Origin of the sequence: Pseudoalteromonas byunsanensis (assembly GCF_001854475.1) — a bacterium.
Taxonomy (GTDB): domain Bacteria; phylum Pseudomonadota; class Gammaproteobacteria; order Enterobacterales; family Alteromonadaceae; genus Pseudoalteromonas; species Pseudoalteromonas byunsanensis.
This window is the reverse complement of record NZ_MNAN01000018.1, coordinates 98,207-115,634: the sequence shown is the minus strand read 5'-3', so window position 1 is coordinate 115,634 and position 17,428 is coordinate 98,207. Positions and strand designations below refer to the sequence as shown.

Sequence of the window (17,428 nt, the reverse complement as noted above, 5' to 3'; positions counted from 1 at the left end):
TTAATCTTGATCGCCACACATTCTATAATCGGTAGGGATCATGATTATAGACTTACCACCACCAATATTTTTAGTTGCATCAAATGGAAGCTGTTTATTCTCATTTGATAAAGATTTTATTGCTTTCTTTTTAATTTCTAGGTTCATTTAAATTTCCTTATTTATTCACAGACATTGTGTATTAACTAGGTAGCAAAAAAACCCTGTCCATAAGTAAACAGAAGCAGTTTTGGGGAATACCTCTATGTTCATACCCACCCAAAACTGTTTCTTAAGCTTAAGTAACAGATGTGAAGCCACCTAACTATCGATATATTAGAAGAAACACATAAGTATCTCTCCTTATTAGGCATCGCTTAGATTAATCTGGCTCGCCACACATCCAGTAGTCTGTAGGCCATCTGATGAGAGAAGCACCACCACCAATCTGTTTAGTTGCATCAAGCGGAAGCTGCTTATCGTCTTTTGATAGAGACTTAATGAGTTTCTTTTTAAGTTTTAAGTTCATTGTAATTTCCTTTTGTTTTGTGTTCAAAGGGATAATAACAAGTAACTTAGACAGTACACCCTGTTATATTTTACAGTTTATTTTCAATGTATTTTCCTTTATGCAACACAGCGTGGATTGTTTGAGTATTAATGATATTTTCTATTGGCGAAAGATTAACAATAACAACACTGGATTGCGCCCCCGCTTCTAAGCCTGTGGGTTTGCCCAGAAACCGTCGAGGCTCAGTCGTTGCACTGGCTAGTGCCTGCCATGGCGTTAACCCAGCTTTCACGAACTTCAATAACTCTCGATGCAACGTAAAACCTTGTAAGGTTCCATAATTTCCCGCATCCGTGCCTGTTAGTAATGCCACATCTGCTGCTATTAAATTTTTGATTGACTGATAGTATTTTAATGTTCTCTGCTGAGCTTCGTGTTTTTGTTCACTCGTCATTTGAGCTGCTTTTTGTCGATAACCTTCAATTATCCTAGGTGCTGTAAGTTTTTTCACTAAACTTAAATCGAGGACATCCGAAAACAAAAACTCATATTCATCTGTATCACAAGCAATAGCTGGGATCACACTAACACCATGCTCTGATAACCTTTGCGCCAAACTCTTGGAGATGACGCCATCATCAGGTAGATGAGTTATGGCATCAGCTTTTGCTGTAATTGCACTCTCTACATCAGCGAGAGTGTGGACATGAACAATAACTTTAAGACTATGCTTATGGGCTTGATCAACGGAAAACTTCAATAGTTGTGGTGAAAGTGATGGTAATCTACCACCCAAGGTACTGACGAGTTTTATAACGTCAGCTTGCTTTTGGGCTAACTCAGAGATGTGCCTTGCTGCTTCTTCCTCATTAGCAATGGTACGTGTTTTCCCAAACTGAGAACAGTGTCCGCCTGGTGCGGTCAAACAAGATAAGCTAGTATAAATGTCTGCACCATCAATGAGCCCCTGTTGCTGTAAGCGTCGATGTTCAAATAATTTTTGCTCGTTACCAAACAAATCTACTAAGCCTGTGACACCCGCATGAAGTACAACTTGCGCTGTGGTACTCGGTCCCATATTTTCTGTATTCGTGTTTGGAGCACGGTTGCCAAATGTGTGCGTGTGCATGTCTATCAGGCCGGGGATCACAAATTTATTACTGATGTCTATTCGCTTACCGCTAAAGTCTTCCGGGATAACATCAAAACGACCGATGATCTGATCATTGTCCATCAATAAATGTTGTTTGAGTGCACTTTGACTATTTGGGTCTAACAGCACCCCATTGGTTAACAATATTTGTTGTGCTGTGACCGTTGATGGGGTTGTCCATATCACGAATGCTATAGCAATAAACGTGACTAGCCTTTTCGACATTATATATTCTCCTTTAAAAGCATTTTAGTCGCACAATTTTGCGCAAAGGTTTAAAAGGACATTATATAGTTTTTAAAGTAAATAGACTCAGATACTATCAATATCCTTAATCATCTGACTCTGGAGCACTAAAAGCTTTGTCGTAAAATCCTGAAGTATCAAAGCTACACACTGCCTTTTCCCTTCACTTAACACACATCATTGACTCGCTTGTAGCGTGTTTTGTCTAACTTTAGCCAATGGTTTTTTGTTCGTCTGGTTCAAGTAACTATTGAAATGGCTACTTGTTGTTCTCAAACAAGTCATAATATGTTGGGTTTAAATATATAGATCATGTTGTCACTTAGATAAAAATTGGCACCAATTTAGATTTCCTATAACCAATACGTATATACGTAACACAAAGCAGTTGTAACACACAGCCCACTTAATGCGAGCTTTGTGGGTCTAAAGTGCCAATGTTGACGATGGCCAAAATATAATAATGAACCAACAGTAAGCGTCACCATTGGCTCAAAGAATAGTCTCACAGGAAGTGATAACGGCATTAGAAATACGCCATAAATTAAACGTCCTAAACCTGGAGGAAGTAGCATTATCGTTGCAAGTACAACATAGCTAATATGCTGCATTACGTGTTTTCTATTAACAATGGCTAACAGCATAAAAATGACAAATGAAGGTAATAAGAATAAATCTAGTAAATAAACGAGACGAAATATCGCCCCTTGATCAACTCTAGTTTCAAACGTGCTGATAAACAAAGTCAAAGTAGAGATGAGCATAAGCGCTCCAACACACACTAAAAACCAACCGAAAGCCTTATGTATATTGCCCAATCTATTAACTACCACTACAGGCTGCACATTTAGGCCAACTAACCATATAAATGAGAGCAGCGCGTGAAAATGATGTATTAGTGTCAATGATTCGTATTGTAAAATATAGCTCGGAACAAAACCCAGCAATATAATTATTGATATAAAATGAATATAATTTTTATAAAAATTCATGTTAAAAACAGCTTTAAAGTTACCACCGCACGACACTCACCTTGCTTTCTTCTGCATAGAAAACCATGTGAAATATGCTAAAAAATATCCAAAATCTCGAAGCTGTATGTCTGACTTCCTACTTGGTATTCACATTCATCGCCAATCATTTTGCTAAACATTACTTGTCCAATTGGTGCTGATTGGGTTATCACCAATACGGTTTGTTTTTTGACCGTTACTTTCAGGCCTCCCTCACTTGGACCGAAGTAAAACCAGTGTGTTTCATCATCCAAGTCGATGGCTTTGATCAGACTTCCTACTGTAACTTTATTGGCGTTTTGTAAATCAAAGCTTTGCTCAAACAGAGAAATTGATTTGTGGGCATCATTCACGCGCTCACTTTGGCCTTGTGCCAAATATCCTGATTCTATACTTAGCGAGTCATATTGGGTTTCCGCTGCACTTTGTTCATGTGTGGCATCGATGCGCGCACTGTCTGCTGCTTGCTTAGCTTCTGCTAACTTCGCCTCTAAGGCAAACCGGATGTGCTCTATAACATGGACTTTATTCATATATCAGCTCTGCACTTATCGAGTCACATATAAAGGAAACATTTTAGATATAGTATTGTCGCTGGCACTTTCTAGCTCTATGTTTAAGCGCCACTGCATAAGTTCATTACTGCATAACCCCACCATAGCGTTTGCTTTATAACGCGTCGCTGATAAGGGTGTAAAAAACACAGGAATGTAACCCATATTCATAGTCTCACCAGATAATGTTGCCGAATTTACTAGCATGTGAGGTTGCACTTCCATCATGATCTCAAACGCCTGTTCGCCTTCAATGACCGCTTGGCTATACCAAACCCTTATACCATCTTTGTCTGCACAAGGCTTAGCCTCAGTACAGTTTGCTAAATGTGAGGAACTTTCACTTTTTTCTGAACTTTCATGTATAATAATCGAAGGGTCTGAGCATGCGCTCAATATACTCACAGCAACAAGTGCGTAAAAAAACCAAAACTTGGTCATTATTTATCCTAATGGGGCTTTGCAGAACTGCGCAATGGTAATGCAGAATTTGAAGATAATCCACATTGGTGAATAGTTGAGCAATTTATTGCCGAAAATTTGATTGATGTCATAATTTTAGGTGTTTGAGGTATCTTTTCTTTTGCAAAAAAATTATCATTTCCTTGCAAAAATAAGGGTTTCTCAAGTTGGTTTGAAATAGATTTGCTCAATCAGATTTATTTTTAAACGAGCTTGTTGAAATAATAAGCAGGGCCTGTTTATGCAGGTAATTCATTTCTAATCGCATTAATTGCAGCGGAATCCAGAAAATGAGCCAAACAGTAGCATCACAAACTGAGTACAACTATAAGGTTGTACGCCAATTCGCTATCATGACAGTGATTTGGGGCATCGTTGGCATGGGTGTTGGTGTTCTTATTGCTGCCCAACTAGCTTGGCCAGCTTTGAACTTTGACACGCCATGGTTAACTTACTCTCGACTTCGTCCGTTACACACGAACGCAGTAATCTTTGCATTTGGTACAAGTGCACTCTTTGCAACATCTTACTATGTTGTTCAGCGTACTTGTCAAACGCGCCTTTTCTCAGACAAATTAGCAGCTTTCACCTTCTGGGGTTGGCAAGCTATTATTGTTTCAGCAGCCATTACGCTACCGCTAGGTATTACTTCTTCTAAAGAGTATGCAGAGCTAGAGTGGCCTATCGATATCGCAATTGCGGTAGTGTGGGTTTCTTATGCCGTTGTGTTCTTTGGCACGCTAATCAAGCGCAAAGTGTCTCACATCTATGTAGCAAACTGGTTCTATGCTGGTTTCATTATTACTGTTGCGATTCTTCACATCGTAAACAGCATGGCAGTGCCAGTATCATTAACTAAATCATACTCTATCTATGCAGGTGCAGTAGATGCGATGGTTCAGTGGTGGTATGGCCACAATGCGGTTGGCTTCCTTCTGACTGCTGGTTTCTTAGGTATGATGTACTACTTCGTGCCTAAACAAGCAGGTCGTCCAGTTTACTCATACCGTCTATCGGTTGTTCACTTTTGGGCGCTAGTTTCGCTTTATATTTGGGCCGGTCCTCACCACCTTCACTACACAGCATTACCAGACTGGACTCAGTCTTTAGGTATGGTTATGTCTGTGATCCTATTCGTTCCGTCTTGGGGCGGTATGATCAACGGTATCATGACACTATCTGGCGCATGGCATAAGCTACGTACTGACCCAGTACTTCGTTTCTTAGTTGTTTCGTTGTCTTTCTATGGTATGTCTACCTTTGAAGGTCCAATGATGGCAATTAAATCAGTAAACGCGCTTTCTCACTACACTGATTGGACTGTTGGTCACGTACACTCAGGTGCCCTAGGTTGGGTTGCTATGATTTCAATCGGCGCTATCTACCACTTAATTCCAGCACTATTTGGTCACGGTAACATGTACAGCGTTAAGCTGGTTAACACCCACTTCTGGTTGCATACCGTAGGTGTTGTATTGTACATCGTTGCAATGTGGATCTCTGGTGTTATGCAAGGTCTGATGTGGCGTGCTGTAAACGCTGACGGTACGTTAATGTACAGCTTCGTACAGTCTCTTGAGGCGTCTAAACCTTTCTACATCATGCGCTTCCTAGGCGGTGTGTTCATCGTTGTGGGTATGCTAGTAATGGCGTACAACGTGCTGCGCACTGTGAATGCAAAAAGTGGCTCACTTGCCACTGACGCAAACACGCAAATGGCTTAAGAGGTGTAGATTATGAGCAATAATAATTCAGCCAATAAACACGAAATCGTAGAAAAGAACGTCGGCCTAATGGCTATTCTGACTGTGTTTGCGATTAGCTTTGGTGCACTGGTAGAAATCACTCCACTGATGTTCCAAAAAGACACGACTCAGCCTGTTGATGGCCTACGCCCATTAACTGCGCTTGAGATGGAAGGTCGTGACATTTATGTACGTGAAGGTTGTTACAACTGTCACTCACAAATGATCCGCCCATTCCGTGACGAGGTAGAGCGCTATGGCCACTACTCTGTCGCTGGTGAATCAGTATGGGATCACCCATTCCAGTGGGGTTCTAAGCGTACTGGTCCTGACTTAGCGCGTGTAGGTCAACGCTACTCTGATGACTGGCACTATGCTCACTTAATGGACCCACGTTCAGTGGTCCCTGAGTCGAACATGCCAGCCTATCCTTGGTTAGATGAAAATGTACTAGACGGTAAGTTAACCGCCAAGAAACTTGAAGTATTTAAAGGCTTTGGTGTGCCATACACCGAGCAAGATATTCAAGGCGCTGAAGCAGCAGTTAAAGGCAAGACAGAAATGCAAGCCCTTATTGCTTACCTTCAACAACTTGGCACACACTTGAAGTAATTATTATGGATTACGGCACATACAGAGGCATTTTGACTCTGGTAATTTTGGTACTATTTATTGTGATTGTTGCTTGGGCATATAGCAAACGCACTAAAAATCGTTTCGACGACGCTGCTAATGCCATCTTTGAAGATGAAAAAGAGCATAAAAAAACAATCTCTAACGAGGAAAAGGAGTCTGAAAAATGACTAGCTTTTGGAGTATTTGGGTCATTGTACTGACCCTTGCGTGTCTTGCTCTGATCTTAGGCTTATTGCTTTGGAACCTAAAAAACTACGTAGGTGTTAAAGAAGGCGAAAGCTGTGGTCACGAGTTTGACGGAATTGAAGAAATCAATAACCCACTACCAAAGTGGTGGACTTATATGTTCTTCGCAACATTTGTTTGGGCTGTGTATTACCTTGCTATGTATCCTGGCCTAGGAAACTTTGACGGATTGGCAAAATGGACAAGCTCTAACCAAGGCGTGACATCGATTGCTGAATCTAAAGAAGCTACCGAAAAAGCATTAGCTAATGGTGAATATGTTCAGCTTGATAAGCAAATCATCGCAGCTGAAGAACGTTTTGGTCCTATCTTTGAAGCTTTTGCACAGCAAGACATCGAAACACTAGCAAAAGACGAAAAAGCACTTGAAATTGGCCAACGCTTGTTCTCACAAAACTGTGCTCAATGTCATGGTTCAGATGCTCGTGGTGGTACAGGTTTCCCTAACTTGACAGACGACGCCTGGTTATACGGTGGTACACCTGACAAGATCAAAGAGACTCTACTTCACGGTCGTATCGCAGCTATGCCACCATGGAAAGATGCATTAGGTGAGCAAGGCGTTAAAGAAATGACAGCTTACGTATTGAGTCTTTCTGGCCGTAAGGTTAACCAAAAAGACGCAGAAGCTGGTAAAGCTAAGTTTGCTATGTGTGCTGCATGTCACGGTATGGACGGTAAAGGGTCTGTTGCTCATAACTTACCGTTTGGCGCGCCTAACCTAACAGATAACATCTGGTTGTATGGTGGTTCTCAACGCGCAGTTGAAGAAACACTTAACAATGGTCGTGCTGGTGTAATGCCTGCTTGGAAAGATATTCTGGGTGAAGACAAAGTACACTTATTGACAGCTTATGTTTATAGCCTATCGCAAAATAAACAATAACAGTGTCATAGTTAATTAAGATCAAAAAAGCCTCCATTTGGAGGCTTTTTTTTAGGTATTTAACAACAAATAAGATAAAATATCGCCACACTTTTCAAGCATTAGAGTCGTTATGAACCCTACTCCGTGGTATAAGAATTTTTGGCCTTGGTTTTTAATGTTTTTTCCACTTGCAACCATTGTTGCTTGTGTGGTTTTAGTCATCGTTGCCGTGGGCAACGGCCCTGATATGGTGGTTGACGACTATTATAAAAAAGGTAAAGCTATCAACTTAGAACTAACCAAGTTCAACAAAGCAAAAGCACTATATCTACACGGAGACTTACAGGTAGACAGCGACTACATCAAATTTGTGTTTACCAAAGGTGATCACAGCAAAGTTAAAGCGCTGAAAGCTTCGTTCTATCACAGAACTATCAAAGCACATGATTTCAATGTCAATTTATTGCCCAATGCGAATAGCGAGTTTACCGCGATCCTTGATGAGATCCAGCAAGGCGCATATACAGTGTTTATCGAGCCTATGGATGGTAGTTGGAAGTTAAAAGAAAATGTTCAACTTCCCACTCAGGACATCTTAAAAATATCTCCAGAATATAAGTAATTAACATGGCACAAGCTTGTTTTCATTGTCTTGAACCCATTCCGCATGGTTACACCGGTGAAGTGGTTTATCAAAATCAAGCTCAACCCGTTTGCTGTATTGGTTGCCAAACTGTCGCACAAACAATCCTCAGTCAGGGAATGAGCGATTATTACAAGTTTAGAACCAAAACTGCTGGCAAAATCGATGAGCTAGTTCCTGAGCAGCTTAGTCTTATTAAAAGTTATGATAACCAAGATGTACAACAAGACTTTGTAACCCACAGTGGGGATCTAAGCGAGGTATTACTCAGTGTTGAGGGCATCAGCTGTGCCGCCTGCGCTTGGCTAATAGAAAAGCAATTATTGGCACTAACAGGTGTGGTACGTGTGGATGTAAACACGTCAACTCATCGTGCCATGATTTTGTGGAATGCCGAGCAAGTATTGCTAAGCGACATCATCCAATCTTTGCTGCAAATAGGCTATAAAGCTTATCCATTTCAGGCCGATGATGAAGCCACCCAAAAGCAAGCTGTTGCCAAGGCTTATATCCGTCGTTTAGGTGTAGCAGGTATCATGACAATGCAGGTCATGATGTTTGCTTTTGCCATGTACTTTGGCATGTTTTCTGGCATGGAAGAAGACTTTGAACAGTACTTTCGTTGGATAAGTCTAGTTCTTGCGTCTCCTGTGATCCTTTATTCTGCACTCCCTTTCTTAACCAATGCCATTAAAGGGCTAAAAGCCAAGCAGCTAAATATGGACTTGCCAGTTTCTCTGGCAATCTTTGGCGCCTATGGTGCCAGTTGCTACGCTACAATTATGGAAGTGGGCGAAGTATATTTTGAATCCATCTGTATGTTCACATTCTTACTGCTATTAGGAAAGTATCTGGAATTTAGAGCTCGCCTTAAAGCCAGTGAATTTACAGCTAACTTGCAGAAGTTATTACCATTAACAGCACGTAAGATGATTGATAGTGATGAAGAACAAATCATTGCTGCCAAAAACCTAAAACTAGCAGACAAAATTTTAGTTAAACCTGGCGAAACCATTCCTGCCGACGGCCTTATTTTGCAAGGTAAGACGAGTGTAGATGAGTCTATGATGACGGGTGAACATTTACCAGTGAACAAATATCAGGGTCATCAGGTATTTGCAGGTACCGTCAATCATGATGGTGTGATATCCATTGAGATTAATAAAATTGGTCAGAACACGCTGCTCAATCAAATCATTCGCTTACAACACTCAGCATTAAGTAAGCGCCCCAAGTTAGTTGAGATCACAGATAAAGTCGCTCAATGGTTTATTGCTTGCTTGCTGATATTTGCCTCTTTGACAGCCCTTGGTTGGTATTCTGTTTCTCCCGAGCAAGCCTTTTGGGTAACTATATCTGTTTTAGTTGCAACCTGCCCTTGTGCGCTCAGTTTGGCAATACCCACTGCTTTGACGTGCGCAGTAGCCAACTTAACCAAACAAGGTGTGCTAATAAAAGAAGGTCATGTACTGGAAACATTGACCAAACTCACCCGCATTGCATTTGATAAAACAGGTACCTTGACTGAGGGACGATTCTCTATTTTACAGGTAAACATTCTTGATAATCAGCACACAGAACAAGAGGTTTTATCGCTGGCTGCTAGCTTAGAGCGCTATTCAGAGCACCCTATCGCAGATGCATTTACACCACACCTTAGTATTCATCACGACTTACAAGATGTCATCGTGCACCCAGGCATTGGGATCAGTGCTAGGTTGCAAAATGATGAGATTGCCATCGGCAAAAGCGACTGGTTTGGTGCACCAAAGGGGTCGTCACAAGCGACTCTATTTATCAATAAAAAAGCGGTTGCTGAGTTTCAACTCAATGACAAAGTACGCGACAACGCTCACGCTGTTATTAAAACTCTGCAAAGCAATGGCTTGACCTGTCATATGCTGACTGGAGATAGCAGTAACGCCGGCGTAGAACTCGCTCAACAGCTCGGACTTGATTCGCAACATAGTAATTGCTCACCACAAGACAAACTCGATGCTGTTGAGTCGTGGTCAGCCCAAGGTGAAGTAGTTGCGATGGTAGGTGATGGCGTAAATGACAGCCCTGTGTTTAACAGTGCGCATCTATCGATTGCCATGGAAACCGGTGCTGATATTTCAAAAAATGTTGCCGATGTCGTGTTACTTAAGAGTAATCTAAACGCCATCATTCAGCTACAATGTGTTGCCAAACAAACGCGTCGAGTTGTTAAGCAAAACTTAACGATTTCATTGCTTTATAACGCCTCAATCTTACCATTGGCAGCCCTTGGAATGGTACCACCGTGGGCTGCTGTTATAGGTATGTCAGCAAGTTCTATAATAGTGATATGTAATTCACTTAGGTTGTTAAAGATATGAGTATTATTTATGTGTTAATCCCAATTGCTATTCTCTTCGTGATTATCGCCATAGGGATCTTTTTTTGGGCAGTCAGAAGCGAACAGTTTTCTGATTTAGAAAAACAGGGTCACAGCATATTATTCGAAGACGACAAAGAGCAGCATAAAAACGCCAATGAACGAGATTAGTTTATTAAGTGCATTCATCATGGGTTTGATTGGCAGTGGACATTGTCTTGTAATGTGTGGCGGTATCGCATCTAGTTTACAGTTAGCTTCCTCGACGCTAAATACATGGTGGGTAAGTCTGCTGTACAATATGGGCCGAATTTCAAGCTATATGCTTGCAGGAACCTTGGTAGCCGCATTGGGTAGTTCCTTTGCAAAACAAAATACCGCTTTTGCGCTGAGCCTAAAGATGCTTAGCGGCATTTTTATGTTGCTCGTCGGTATTTACGTCATGCGCCTTGCCAGCACTTTGAAGTGGCTAGAGGCAGGTGCAAAAACTGTGATATGGCAACATTTAGTCAAATTGAATAAGTTTTTATTGCCTGTAACAAGCTACTCTCGGGTTTTTGCATATGGCATGTTATGGGGATGGCTGCCCTGTGGACTTGTGTATTCAGCGCTCACTTGGACACTTCAAGCTGACTCTGCAAGCTACGGTGCATTAATTATGTTAAGTTTTGCGTTGGGAACATTGCCCGCAATGCTCGCTGTGGGTCAATCGGCTCAGCAACTGAGTCGATTTTTGAACCATACTCTGGTCAGAGTCGGACTTGGCAGTATTTTCATTTGGTATGGTATTTATCTACTAATCATTGCAACCGATAGATTAGTACATTAACCTAGGTAAGAAGTCTTAGAGAATGGATGTGTTATGGATTTAAACAATCAAAATCGTGCAAAAAGCCAATGCACGATAAGCTGCAATAACTGTAGTATCAGCCAGTTGTGTTTACCATTCACCCTAAATGGGAATGAAATGGACAAGCTTGATGAAATCATCGAGCGCAAAAAGCCGTTGCACAAAGGCGACTACTTGTTTGAGTCTGGTTCTCCACTGAATTCTATTTTTGCAGTTCGTTCGGGGTCATTTAAGTCGTATACCCTATCTGAGCAAGGTGATGAACAAATCACGGGGTTTCATTTAGCTGGTGACTTGGTTGGTTTTGATGCTATTAACAAAATGCAGCATCAAAGCTTTGCACAAGCGCTCGAAACCTCGATGGTATGTGAAATACCGTTTGACACATTGGACGAACTTGCAGGTAAACTTCCTAAGTTGCGCCAGCAAATAATGCGCCTCATGAGCAGTGAAATTAACTACGATCAAGAGATGTTATTACTGCTGAATAAAAAAACTGCTGAAGAGCGTCTGGCGACATTTATTTTTAACCTTTCAAATCGCTTTGGTGAGCGTGGTTTTTCTCGTAAAGAGTTTCGCTTTACTATGACCAGAGGTGAGATAGGTAACTATTTGGGATTAACGGTAGAGACTATCAGTCGCCTACTGAGTCGCTTCCAAAAGTCAGAAATAATTAAGGTAGAGGGTAAATTTATTACCATTTTAGATATTCCTGAACTGGCACGAACTGCTGCCATTGCAATTTGATCTAAAGCAACGAATTACTGGTAAATTCTTTAACCTTGCGCTAAATCAGTTACACTTAAAGTTAACTGATTTAGCTAACAAAGCACGTTAAGGAATTTGCGATGGACAAAATTAAACGCATTTTAGCCGTTATAGACCCTACCAAAGCGCAACAAGACAGCTTACAGCGCGCCATTACGCTTGCCAAGAAAACAGGCGCAGAAGTAACCGCGTTCTTATCTATCTATGATTTTTCATATGAAATGACCACCATGCTGTCGAAGGACGAACGTGAAGCTATGCGTGATGCTGTTGTAAAAGACAGAGAGGCATGGATAGACGAGATATTAAAAAATGTTCAAGGGATCAACATTCATAGCCAAGTTCTTTGGCACAATCGCCCCTATGAAGCCATTATTAAAACAGTTATCAAAGACAACTATGATCTCGTTGTTAAAGGCACACACCAACATGACACCCTAAAATCAGTTATCTTTACGCCCACAGATTGGCATCTGATCCGTAAGTGTCCTGCACCTGTTTTACTAGTTAAAGATCAGGACTGGCCAGCTCACGGTCATATTCTTGCTGCAGTTAATGCTGTGAGTGACAACGAGCAACATCTAGAGCTTAACCGCCGTATCATTAATGATGCACAATTTATCTGTCAGCTTGCTAACGCGAAGCTCTCTCTGGTGAATACCTACCCTGCTACACCGGTTAACATTGCCATTGAGATCCCTGAATTTAATCCAACGCAGTATAATGAAGCGGTCAAAAAGCATCACGAAGAAGAAACCTTTGCGCTCGGCGCATCTTTCTCCATTGCCCAAAGTGATTGCATCGTTCGGGAAGGTTTACCAGAGGACGTGATACCTATGGTTGCAAAAGATAAAAAGTCGGAACTGGTCGTTATTGGCACGGTTGGACGTACTGGGCTTAGTGCAGCACTCATCGGTAACACTGCAGAGCACGTTATAGACAGCCTTGATTGCGATGTACTAGCACTAAAACCGGACGGTTACAAAAGCCCACTAGAAGATTAATTATGTAATAAAAAGCCCCTCAAATGAGGGGCTTTTTATCTAATGCTCATTAGATATTGGTGACATCAATAAACAGTGACTCGTCAATGTTGGTTGATGAGACCACAGCTTCTGAAAACCCATACTCCTGGCGCTCTTCACTTCTGTCCAAAGGCAGGTTTTCAAAATCAAACAATTCTTTGTCTGCTAATTGACTTGGGCTTACGTTTTGCATCGCTTTGAAGATGTTCTCTACACGCCCTGGGGTTTTCTTATCCCACTCAACTAACATAGATTTGATATTTTGACGTTGTAAGTTTTCCTGTGAGCCACACAAGTTACACGGTATGATAGGAAATTCTCTATGTTCCGCATAATTGATCAAATCATTTTCGCGACAATAAGTTAATGGACGTATCACCACATTTCGCCCATCATCTGAACGTAATTTAGGTGGCATCCCTTTAAGTCGCGCACCATGGAACATGTTCAAAAATAACGTTTCAACCATATCGTCCATATGGTGGCCTAGTGCAATTTTAGTTGCGCCAATTTTTTCAGCAAATGAATATAAAGTGCCGCGGCGCAAGCGTGAACACAAACCACAGGTCGTCTTACCCTCAGGTATCTTCTGTTTTACTACTGAGTAGGTATCCTTATCAACAATGTAATACGGAATATTCAACGACTCGAAGTACTCAGGTAAGATATGCTCAGGAAATCCAGGCTGCTTTTGATCTAAGTTGACTGCCACGACCTCAAACGATATAGGAGCGACCTTTTGTAACTGTAATAGAATATCCAGCATCGCGAAGGAGTCTTTACCACCACTGATACAAGCCATAACAACATCATTATCTTCAATCATGCCGTAATCTGTAATGGCGTTACCAACGTTTCTTCTCAGTCGTTTTTGCAGCTTATTAAATTCAAAAACTTCTTTTCGCGTATCTGTCTGACTCATTTACCTACCCACATAGCCAGTGGCTCTGACTAAATTTGCAATGGAAATTCAAGGGCGGCAATTATACGGATTTTTTGCGTAACGAACTAGCTTAATCTCTCTCTTATCCCAGAGAAATTGCCATAATCTTAAAAAATGTTGAGTTTGCTTTACCGCGTAGTGTGGTATTAACGAACGCAGCAGAACGCAGCAAGTAAATCAATTGATGCATATTCGCCAGTGGCACGCTGGGCTAACATATATCCTAGGCGTTACTCTTCTAAGTCCCTGTTCACCTTAATCTGTACGGATTCGGGTGCTTATTCTAAAAATAATCCAATAATCTCTGGCTAAATTACTCTGACCATTTTCAGCCTACCTTTGGCTTAGCAAAAAGAGGCTTGTCTTGAAGTGGTTAATGGGATTTTGGTGCTATTGGTAGACACTGGCTCAGCGCATGTGAACCAGTGCTGAATTCTATTGCTATTTACTAATCCAAGGCGTTACTTGCTCTATGTTGATATTCGCATTAGGAGAATTAAGCATTTGGGTATTGTCTTGCCACGCTTTACTCACCTCAAAGGTACAGTTCATTTGAGCACATTGGACTTGCTCATCGTCAAAGGTAATGGGATGCGAGAATGTGATTTTAACACCCTTTTGTTCTGGCAGTAAAAAGCCCATCAATTTACTAACAAAAAAGCCTGATAAGTCAGAGAGTAATTCTTCAAACTCAGTATTAAGCTGGTAGATATCGGCTTTATTCAAGTTCTGTGCACTAAAATGTTCTGCTTCTATTTGAAACTTTAATTGGCAGTCATGATTTGGGTTTTCAGGTTCGATAACAACAACCGCTTTATCTTTATCAAGCTGTTTATCGTACGGCAACAGCAGCTGAGCCTGACTCGTATAGGTAAGTGGCGATGATGAATTCTCAGTCACGATCTCACCCTTTTTGACTTTGCAAGGCTCAAGCGTCGCTATATCTACTATATAAAAGTTAACACGAGCAAACTCGAAATTACCTTTTTCGATGACTTTTAAGCGATCATAAAAGCCATCGTAAGACACCACAAATTCCTTTGCATTTGCAGCGCTACCGACAAAGGCCAGTAGAGATAGTAATAAAAAGCAACTATTTCTCATCAAAATAGTCCTTGTTATGGCGGATCATATCATTAAGCTCTTCAACATAAGCATCACCACGCTCTGAGTAAGCTATTAGTCCCTGTGTCAATAAGGTCGCTTCAATAGGCAATTTACTTGCTCTAAGCTCGGCGCGCTTTTCACGTAATTGACGATAGGCATCATGGGTGTTGATGTTTCTAAAGTAAGATTGCACAGCCGCACGCACCGATTGAAACGCAGCTACTTCATGCGCAGCTTCGTTGTCTCGGTGTCTTGGTACCATGCCACAACCTTTCTTGTAACACCACTGCCCAAAAAAGTTTAAACCTATTCTTGCAAATCGAGACGTCCCCCAAGCCGATTCGTTAGCCGCTTGCATCAGTGCCAATTCTCTTGGAATAATATCAACATGCTTTAGTGCTTTTTGAACGCTTGCTACTGAAAACAGCTCGTCATCTAAACGATAGTAGGTGAAAATATTCTTGAGTTTTTTGGTTTGCGCCTCAGTCAACGCTTCCCCCATTTGTAACATCATTAGTGCTATCTCTAAGCTTGCCCGTTGCTGATTAATTTTCGTATTTTCGGCAATAACATGAGGTTTTATAAAATCAAAAAAGCGCTGCTTTTTCTCTTTTACGTCTGTGATACTGCCAAAATCAGGCAACTGAACATTATGTAAAGGCTTTTCCACAATCTTAGGAGCACGCGGCTTTTTAGGTTGAACTCTCTGTGCTGAGGTCAGTGACGATGTTGTTTCATACAAAAACGGATAGCTCAATGCCCAAACCGACACTAAAAATATTACTATTTGAATTACTCTGACTTGCATGTCTTTCCTCTGTGTTAGTGTGCCAGTCATTTCCATTTGTTAGACTGTAAGTTTTAGAACTAGCTTGCTAGTATCGCTATACAAGCACACAACTCTTTATTTTTTACGTATAAATTGACCCCGCATTATACTTAAAGTAACAATTAAACGCGAATTACCGTTCGCTTATCGACTTTAAGTATAGCACTGGTCTATTTATTGTACGGAGCAACCATGCAAACAGTTTGGCAGCAAAGATTATCAGAGCAACATAAACATCGCCCTAACGATAATCGCTCACCTTGGCAAGTGGACCGGTCAAGAATTATTCATGCCGCCGCTTTTAGACGCCTGCAAGCAAAAACACAAATCATGAGCATAGGGGTAAATGACTTTTATCGAACACGCCTGACTCACTCTTTGGAGGTTTCGCAAATTGGCAGCGGGCTATTACGACATCTAAAAATTGCCAACTGTGAGTTTGAACACTTTCCATCAACCAGCTTGATAGAGACTCTGTGTCTCGCGCATGATATTGGTCACCCTCCCTTTGGCCACGGTGGAGAAACCGCTCTGAACTATCTGATGAAAGACTATGGTGGTTTTGAGGGGAATGCGCAAACTCTGAGAATTGTATCTAAGCTGGAGCCATACAGCAAAGGGTATGGCATGAATCTGACACGCCGGACTTTGCTAGGATTTGTTAAATATCCTGCGATCATTGATCAGTTGTGGTTCAACAAACCTAGTCACGACCCCAGTCAACGCTTCATTAAAGCTAATGATTGGCTACCCGCAAAAGGGATATACCAATGTGACAGCGATGTATTCAATTGGATCATAGAACCATTTACAGATTCAGACAAAGCATTATTACAGCAGCATCAAGTTATCGATCAATATCGCTGTAAAACGCAATTCAAATCATTAGACTGCGCAATTATGGAACTGGCGGATGATATTGCTTATGCCGTGCACGACCTAGAAGATGCGATTGCGACCGATACGCTAACCTTAGCCGACTGGACACTTTACGCAGAGCCAAAACTTAAAGCCCTTTGTTCACCTTGGCTGAAACAAAACTTAACACGATTAACACAACGACTGTTTTCTAGAGACGAAGCCTATCGCAAAGATGCTATTGGCGAGCTGGTGAACTTATTTATCGTAAACAGTGCATTGAGCGTTCAAAATCCTGACTTTGAATCACCACTTCTTAGATATAATGTAACCTTGGACAGTGAGTTTGCAGATATTCTTAGTATCCTGAAAGTATTTGTCTTCGAACGGCTGATCAGGGAACCGAAAATGCAACAAATAGAGTTTAGCGGACAAAATCTTCTCATTGACTTATTTCGTGCACTTGCCAGCGATCCAATGCGCTTATTGCCCTACACCACCCAAGAACAATTTCAAACTGCGAACACTACCAGCGAACAAATGAGAGTATTAGCCGATTACTTGAGCGGTATGACAGATGAGTATGCGCGAAGAACCCACAAACGACTTTTTGCCAGCGAATAAAAAACGCCA

General features: G+C 41.3%; 20 protein-coding genes. 11 read left to right on the top strand and 9 right to left on the bottom strand.

Annotated elements, in window-relative coordinates:
- The 6 genes from BIW53_RS20800 to BIW53_RS02650 all read right to left on the bottom strand — a co-directional run bounded on the left by BIW53_RS20800 (position 1) and on the right by BIW53_RS02650 (position 3,897).
- On the bottom strand, positions 1 to 147 hold the full coding sequence (locus BIW53_RS20800) for a hypothetical protein (RefSeq protein ID WP_175442078.1): 147 nt from the start codon (positions 145 to 147) through the stop codon (positions 1 to 3).
- 214 nt (positions 148 to 361) lie between these two features.
- Positions 362 to 508, bottom strand: coding sequence for a hypothetical protein (locus tag BIW53_RS20795; protein WP_175442077.1), 147 nt, complete (start codon positions 506 to 508; stop codon positions 362 to 364).
- 70 nt (positions 509 to 578) lie between these two features.
- The gene (locus BIW53_RS02665) at positions 579 to 1,868 is read right to left on the bottom strand and encodes an amidohydrolase family protein (protein ID WP_070990272.1); all 1,290 of its coding nucleotides are present in this window, start codon (positions 1,866 to 1,868) and stop codon (positions 579 to 581) included.
- A gap of 374 nt (positions 1,869 to 2,242) precedes the next feature.
- The gene (locus BIW53_RS20645; RefSeq protein WP_139158766.1) at positions 2,243 to 2,653 is read right to left on the bottom strand and encodes a hypothetical protein; all 411 of its coding nucleotides are present in this window, start codon (positions 2,651 to 2,653) and stop codon (positions 2,243 to 2,245) included.
- Between the two features lie 305 nt (positions 2,654 to 2,958).
- Entirely contained in the window at positions 2,959 to 3,435 is a 477-nt protein-coding gene (locus BIW53_RS02655; RefSeq protein ID WP_070990270.1) for a GreA/GreB family elongation factor, read from the bottom strand.
- A 15-nt stretch (positions 3,436 to 3,450) separates the two neighbouring features.
- Entirely contained in the window at positions 3,451 to 3,897 is a 447-nt protein-coding gene (locus BIW53_RS02650; RefSeq protein WP_070990269.1) for a hypothetical protein, read from the bottom strand.
- Between the two features lie 311 nt (positions 3,898 to 4,208).
- On the opposite strand from BIW53_RS02650, the gene ccoN reads away from it, so the two are divergent.
- The 10 genes from ccoN to uspE all read left to right on the top strand — a co-directional run bounded on the left by ccoN (position 4,209) and on the right by uspE (position 13,037).
- Positions 4,209 to 5,642 (top strand): cytochrome-c oxidase, cbb3-type subunit I, encoded by a 1,434-nt coding sequence (gene ccoN / locus BIW53_RS02645; RefSeq protein WP_070990268.1) that lies wholly within the window; start codon positions 4,209 to 4,211, stop codon positions 5,640 to 5,642.
- Positions 5,643 to 5,654: 12 nt separating this feature from the next.
- Positions 5,655 to 6,275 (top strand): cytochrome-c oxidase, cbb3-type subunit II, encoded by a 621-nt coding sequence (ccoO, locus tag BIW53_RS02640; RefSeq protein WP_070990267.1) that lies wholly within the window; start codon positions 5,655 to 5,657, stop codon positions 6,273 to 6,275.
- A gap of 5 nt (positions 6,276 to 6,280) precedes the next feature.
- Complete coding sequence (locus tag BIW53_RS02635) at positions 6,281 to 6,466, top strand: CcoQ/FixQ family Cbb3-type cytochrome c oxidase assembly chaperone (protein WP_070990266.1); 186 nt, start codon at positions 6,281 to 6,283, stop codon at positions 6,464 to 6,466.
- Positions 6,463 to 7,431 carry a cytochrome-c oxidase, cbb3-type subunit III gene (ccoP, locus tag BIW53_RS02630; protein ID WP_070990265.1) on the top strand — a complete coding sequence of 323 codons (969 nt, stop codon included), beginning with the start codon at positions 6,463 to 6,465 and terminating at the stop codon, positions 7,429 to 7,431. The genes BIW53_RS02635 and ccoP overlap by 4 nt, the downstream gene beginning before the upstream one ends.
- 112 nt (positions 7,432 to 7,543) lie before the next feature.
- Positions 7,544 to 8,035 (top strand): FixH family protein, encoded by a 492-nt coding sequence (locus tag BIW53_RS02625; RefSeq protein ID WP_070990264.1) that lies wholly within the window; start codon positions 7,544 to 7,546, stop codon positions 8,033 to 8,035.
- 5 nt (positions 8,036 to 8,040) lie between these two features.
- Positions 8,041 to 10,416, top strand: coding sequence for a heavy metal translocating P-type ATPase (locus tag BIW53_RS02620; protein ID WP_070990263.1), 2,376 nt, complete (start codon positions 8,041 to 8,043; stop codon positions 10,414 to 10,416).
- Complete coding sequence (gene ccoS, locus BIW53_RS02615; protein ID WP_070990262.1) at positions 10,413 to 10,586, top strand: cbb3-type cytochrome oxidase assembly protein CcoS; 174 nt, start codon at positions 10,413 to 10,415, stop codon at positions 10,584 to 10,586. Before BIW53_RS02620 ends, ccoS begins: the two co-directional genes overlap by 4 nt.
- On the top strand, positions 10,573 to 11,244 hold the full coding sequence (locus BIW53_RS02610; protein WP_070990261.1) for a sulfite exporter TauE/SafE family protein: 672 nt from the start codon (positions 10,573 to 10,575) through the stop codon (positions 11,242 to 11,244). The genes ccoS and BIW53_RS02610 overlap by 14 nt, the downstream gene beginning before the upstream one ends.
- A gap of 33 nt (positions 11,245 to 11,277) precedes the next feature.
- Positions 11,278 to 12,012, top strand: a complete 735-nt coding sequence (locus BIW53_RS02605; RefSeq protein ID WP_070990260.1) for an FNR family transcription factor — start codon at positions 11,278 to 11,280, stop codon at positions 12,010 to 12,012.
- 101 nt (positions 12,013 to 12,113) lie between these two features.
- Positions 12,114 to 13,037, top strand: coding sequence for a universal stress protein UspE (gene uspE, locus BIW53_RS02600; RefSeq protein WP_070990259.1), 924 nt, complete (start codon positions 12,114 to 12,116; stop codon positions 13,035 to 13,037).
- 49 nt (positions 13,038 to 13,086) lie between these two features.
- Here uspE and ttcA read toward each other — a convergent pair whose 3' ends face one another.
- From ttcA to BIW53_RS02585, 3 genes are all read right to left on the bottom strand, one after another.
- The gene (ttcA, locus tag BIW53_RS02595; RefSeq protein ID WP_070990258.1) at positions 13,087 to 13,980 is read right to left on the bottom strand and encodes a tRNA 2-thiocytidine(32) synthetase TtcA; all 894 of its coding nucleotides are present in this window, start codon (positions 13,978 to 13,980) and stop codon (positions 13,087 to 13,089) included.
- A 462-nt stretch (positions 13,981 to 14,442) separates the two neighbouring features.
- Entirely contained in the window at positions 14,443 to 15,105 is a 663-nt protein-coding gene (locus BIW53_RS02590) for a DUF2987 domain-containing protein (protein ID WP_139158765.1), read from the bottom strand.
- Positions 15,095 to 15,916, bottom strand: a complete 822-nt coding sequence (locus tag BIW53_RS02585; protein WP_070990256.1) for a glucosaminidase domain-containing protein — start codon at positions 15,914 to 15,916, stop codon at positions 15,095 to 15,097. Before BIW53_RS02585 ends, BIW53_RS02590 begins: the two co-directional genes overlap by 11 nt.
- 213 nt (positions 15,917 to 16,129) lie before the next feature.
- On the opposite strand from BIW53_RS02585, the gene BIW53_RS02580 reads away from it, so the two are divergent.
- Positions 16,130 to 17,419: an anti-phage deoxyguanosine triphosphatase gene (locus tag BIW53_RS02580; RefSeq protein WP_070990255.1), complete on the top strand. Its 1,290-nt coding sequence runs from the start codon at positions 16,130 to 16,132 to the stop codon at positions 17,417 to 17,419.
- Positions 17,420 to 17,428 lie beyond the last annotated feature (9 nt).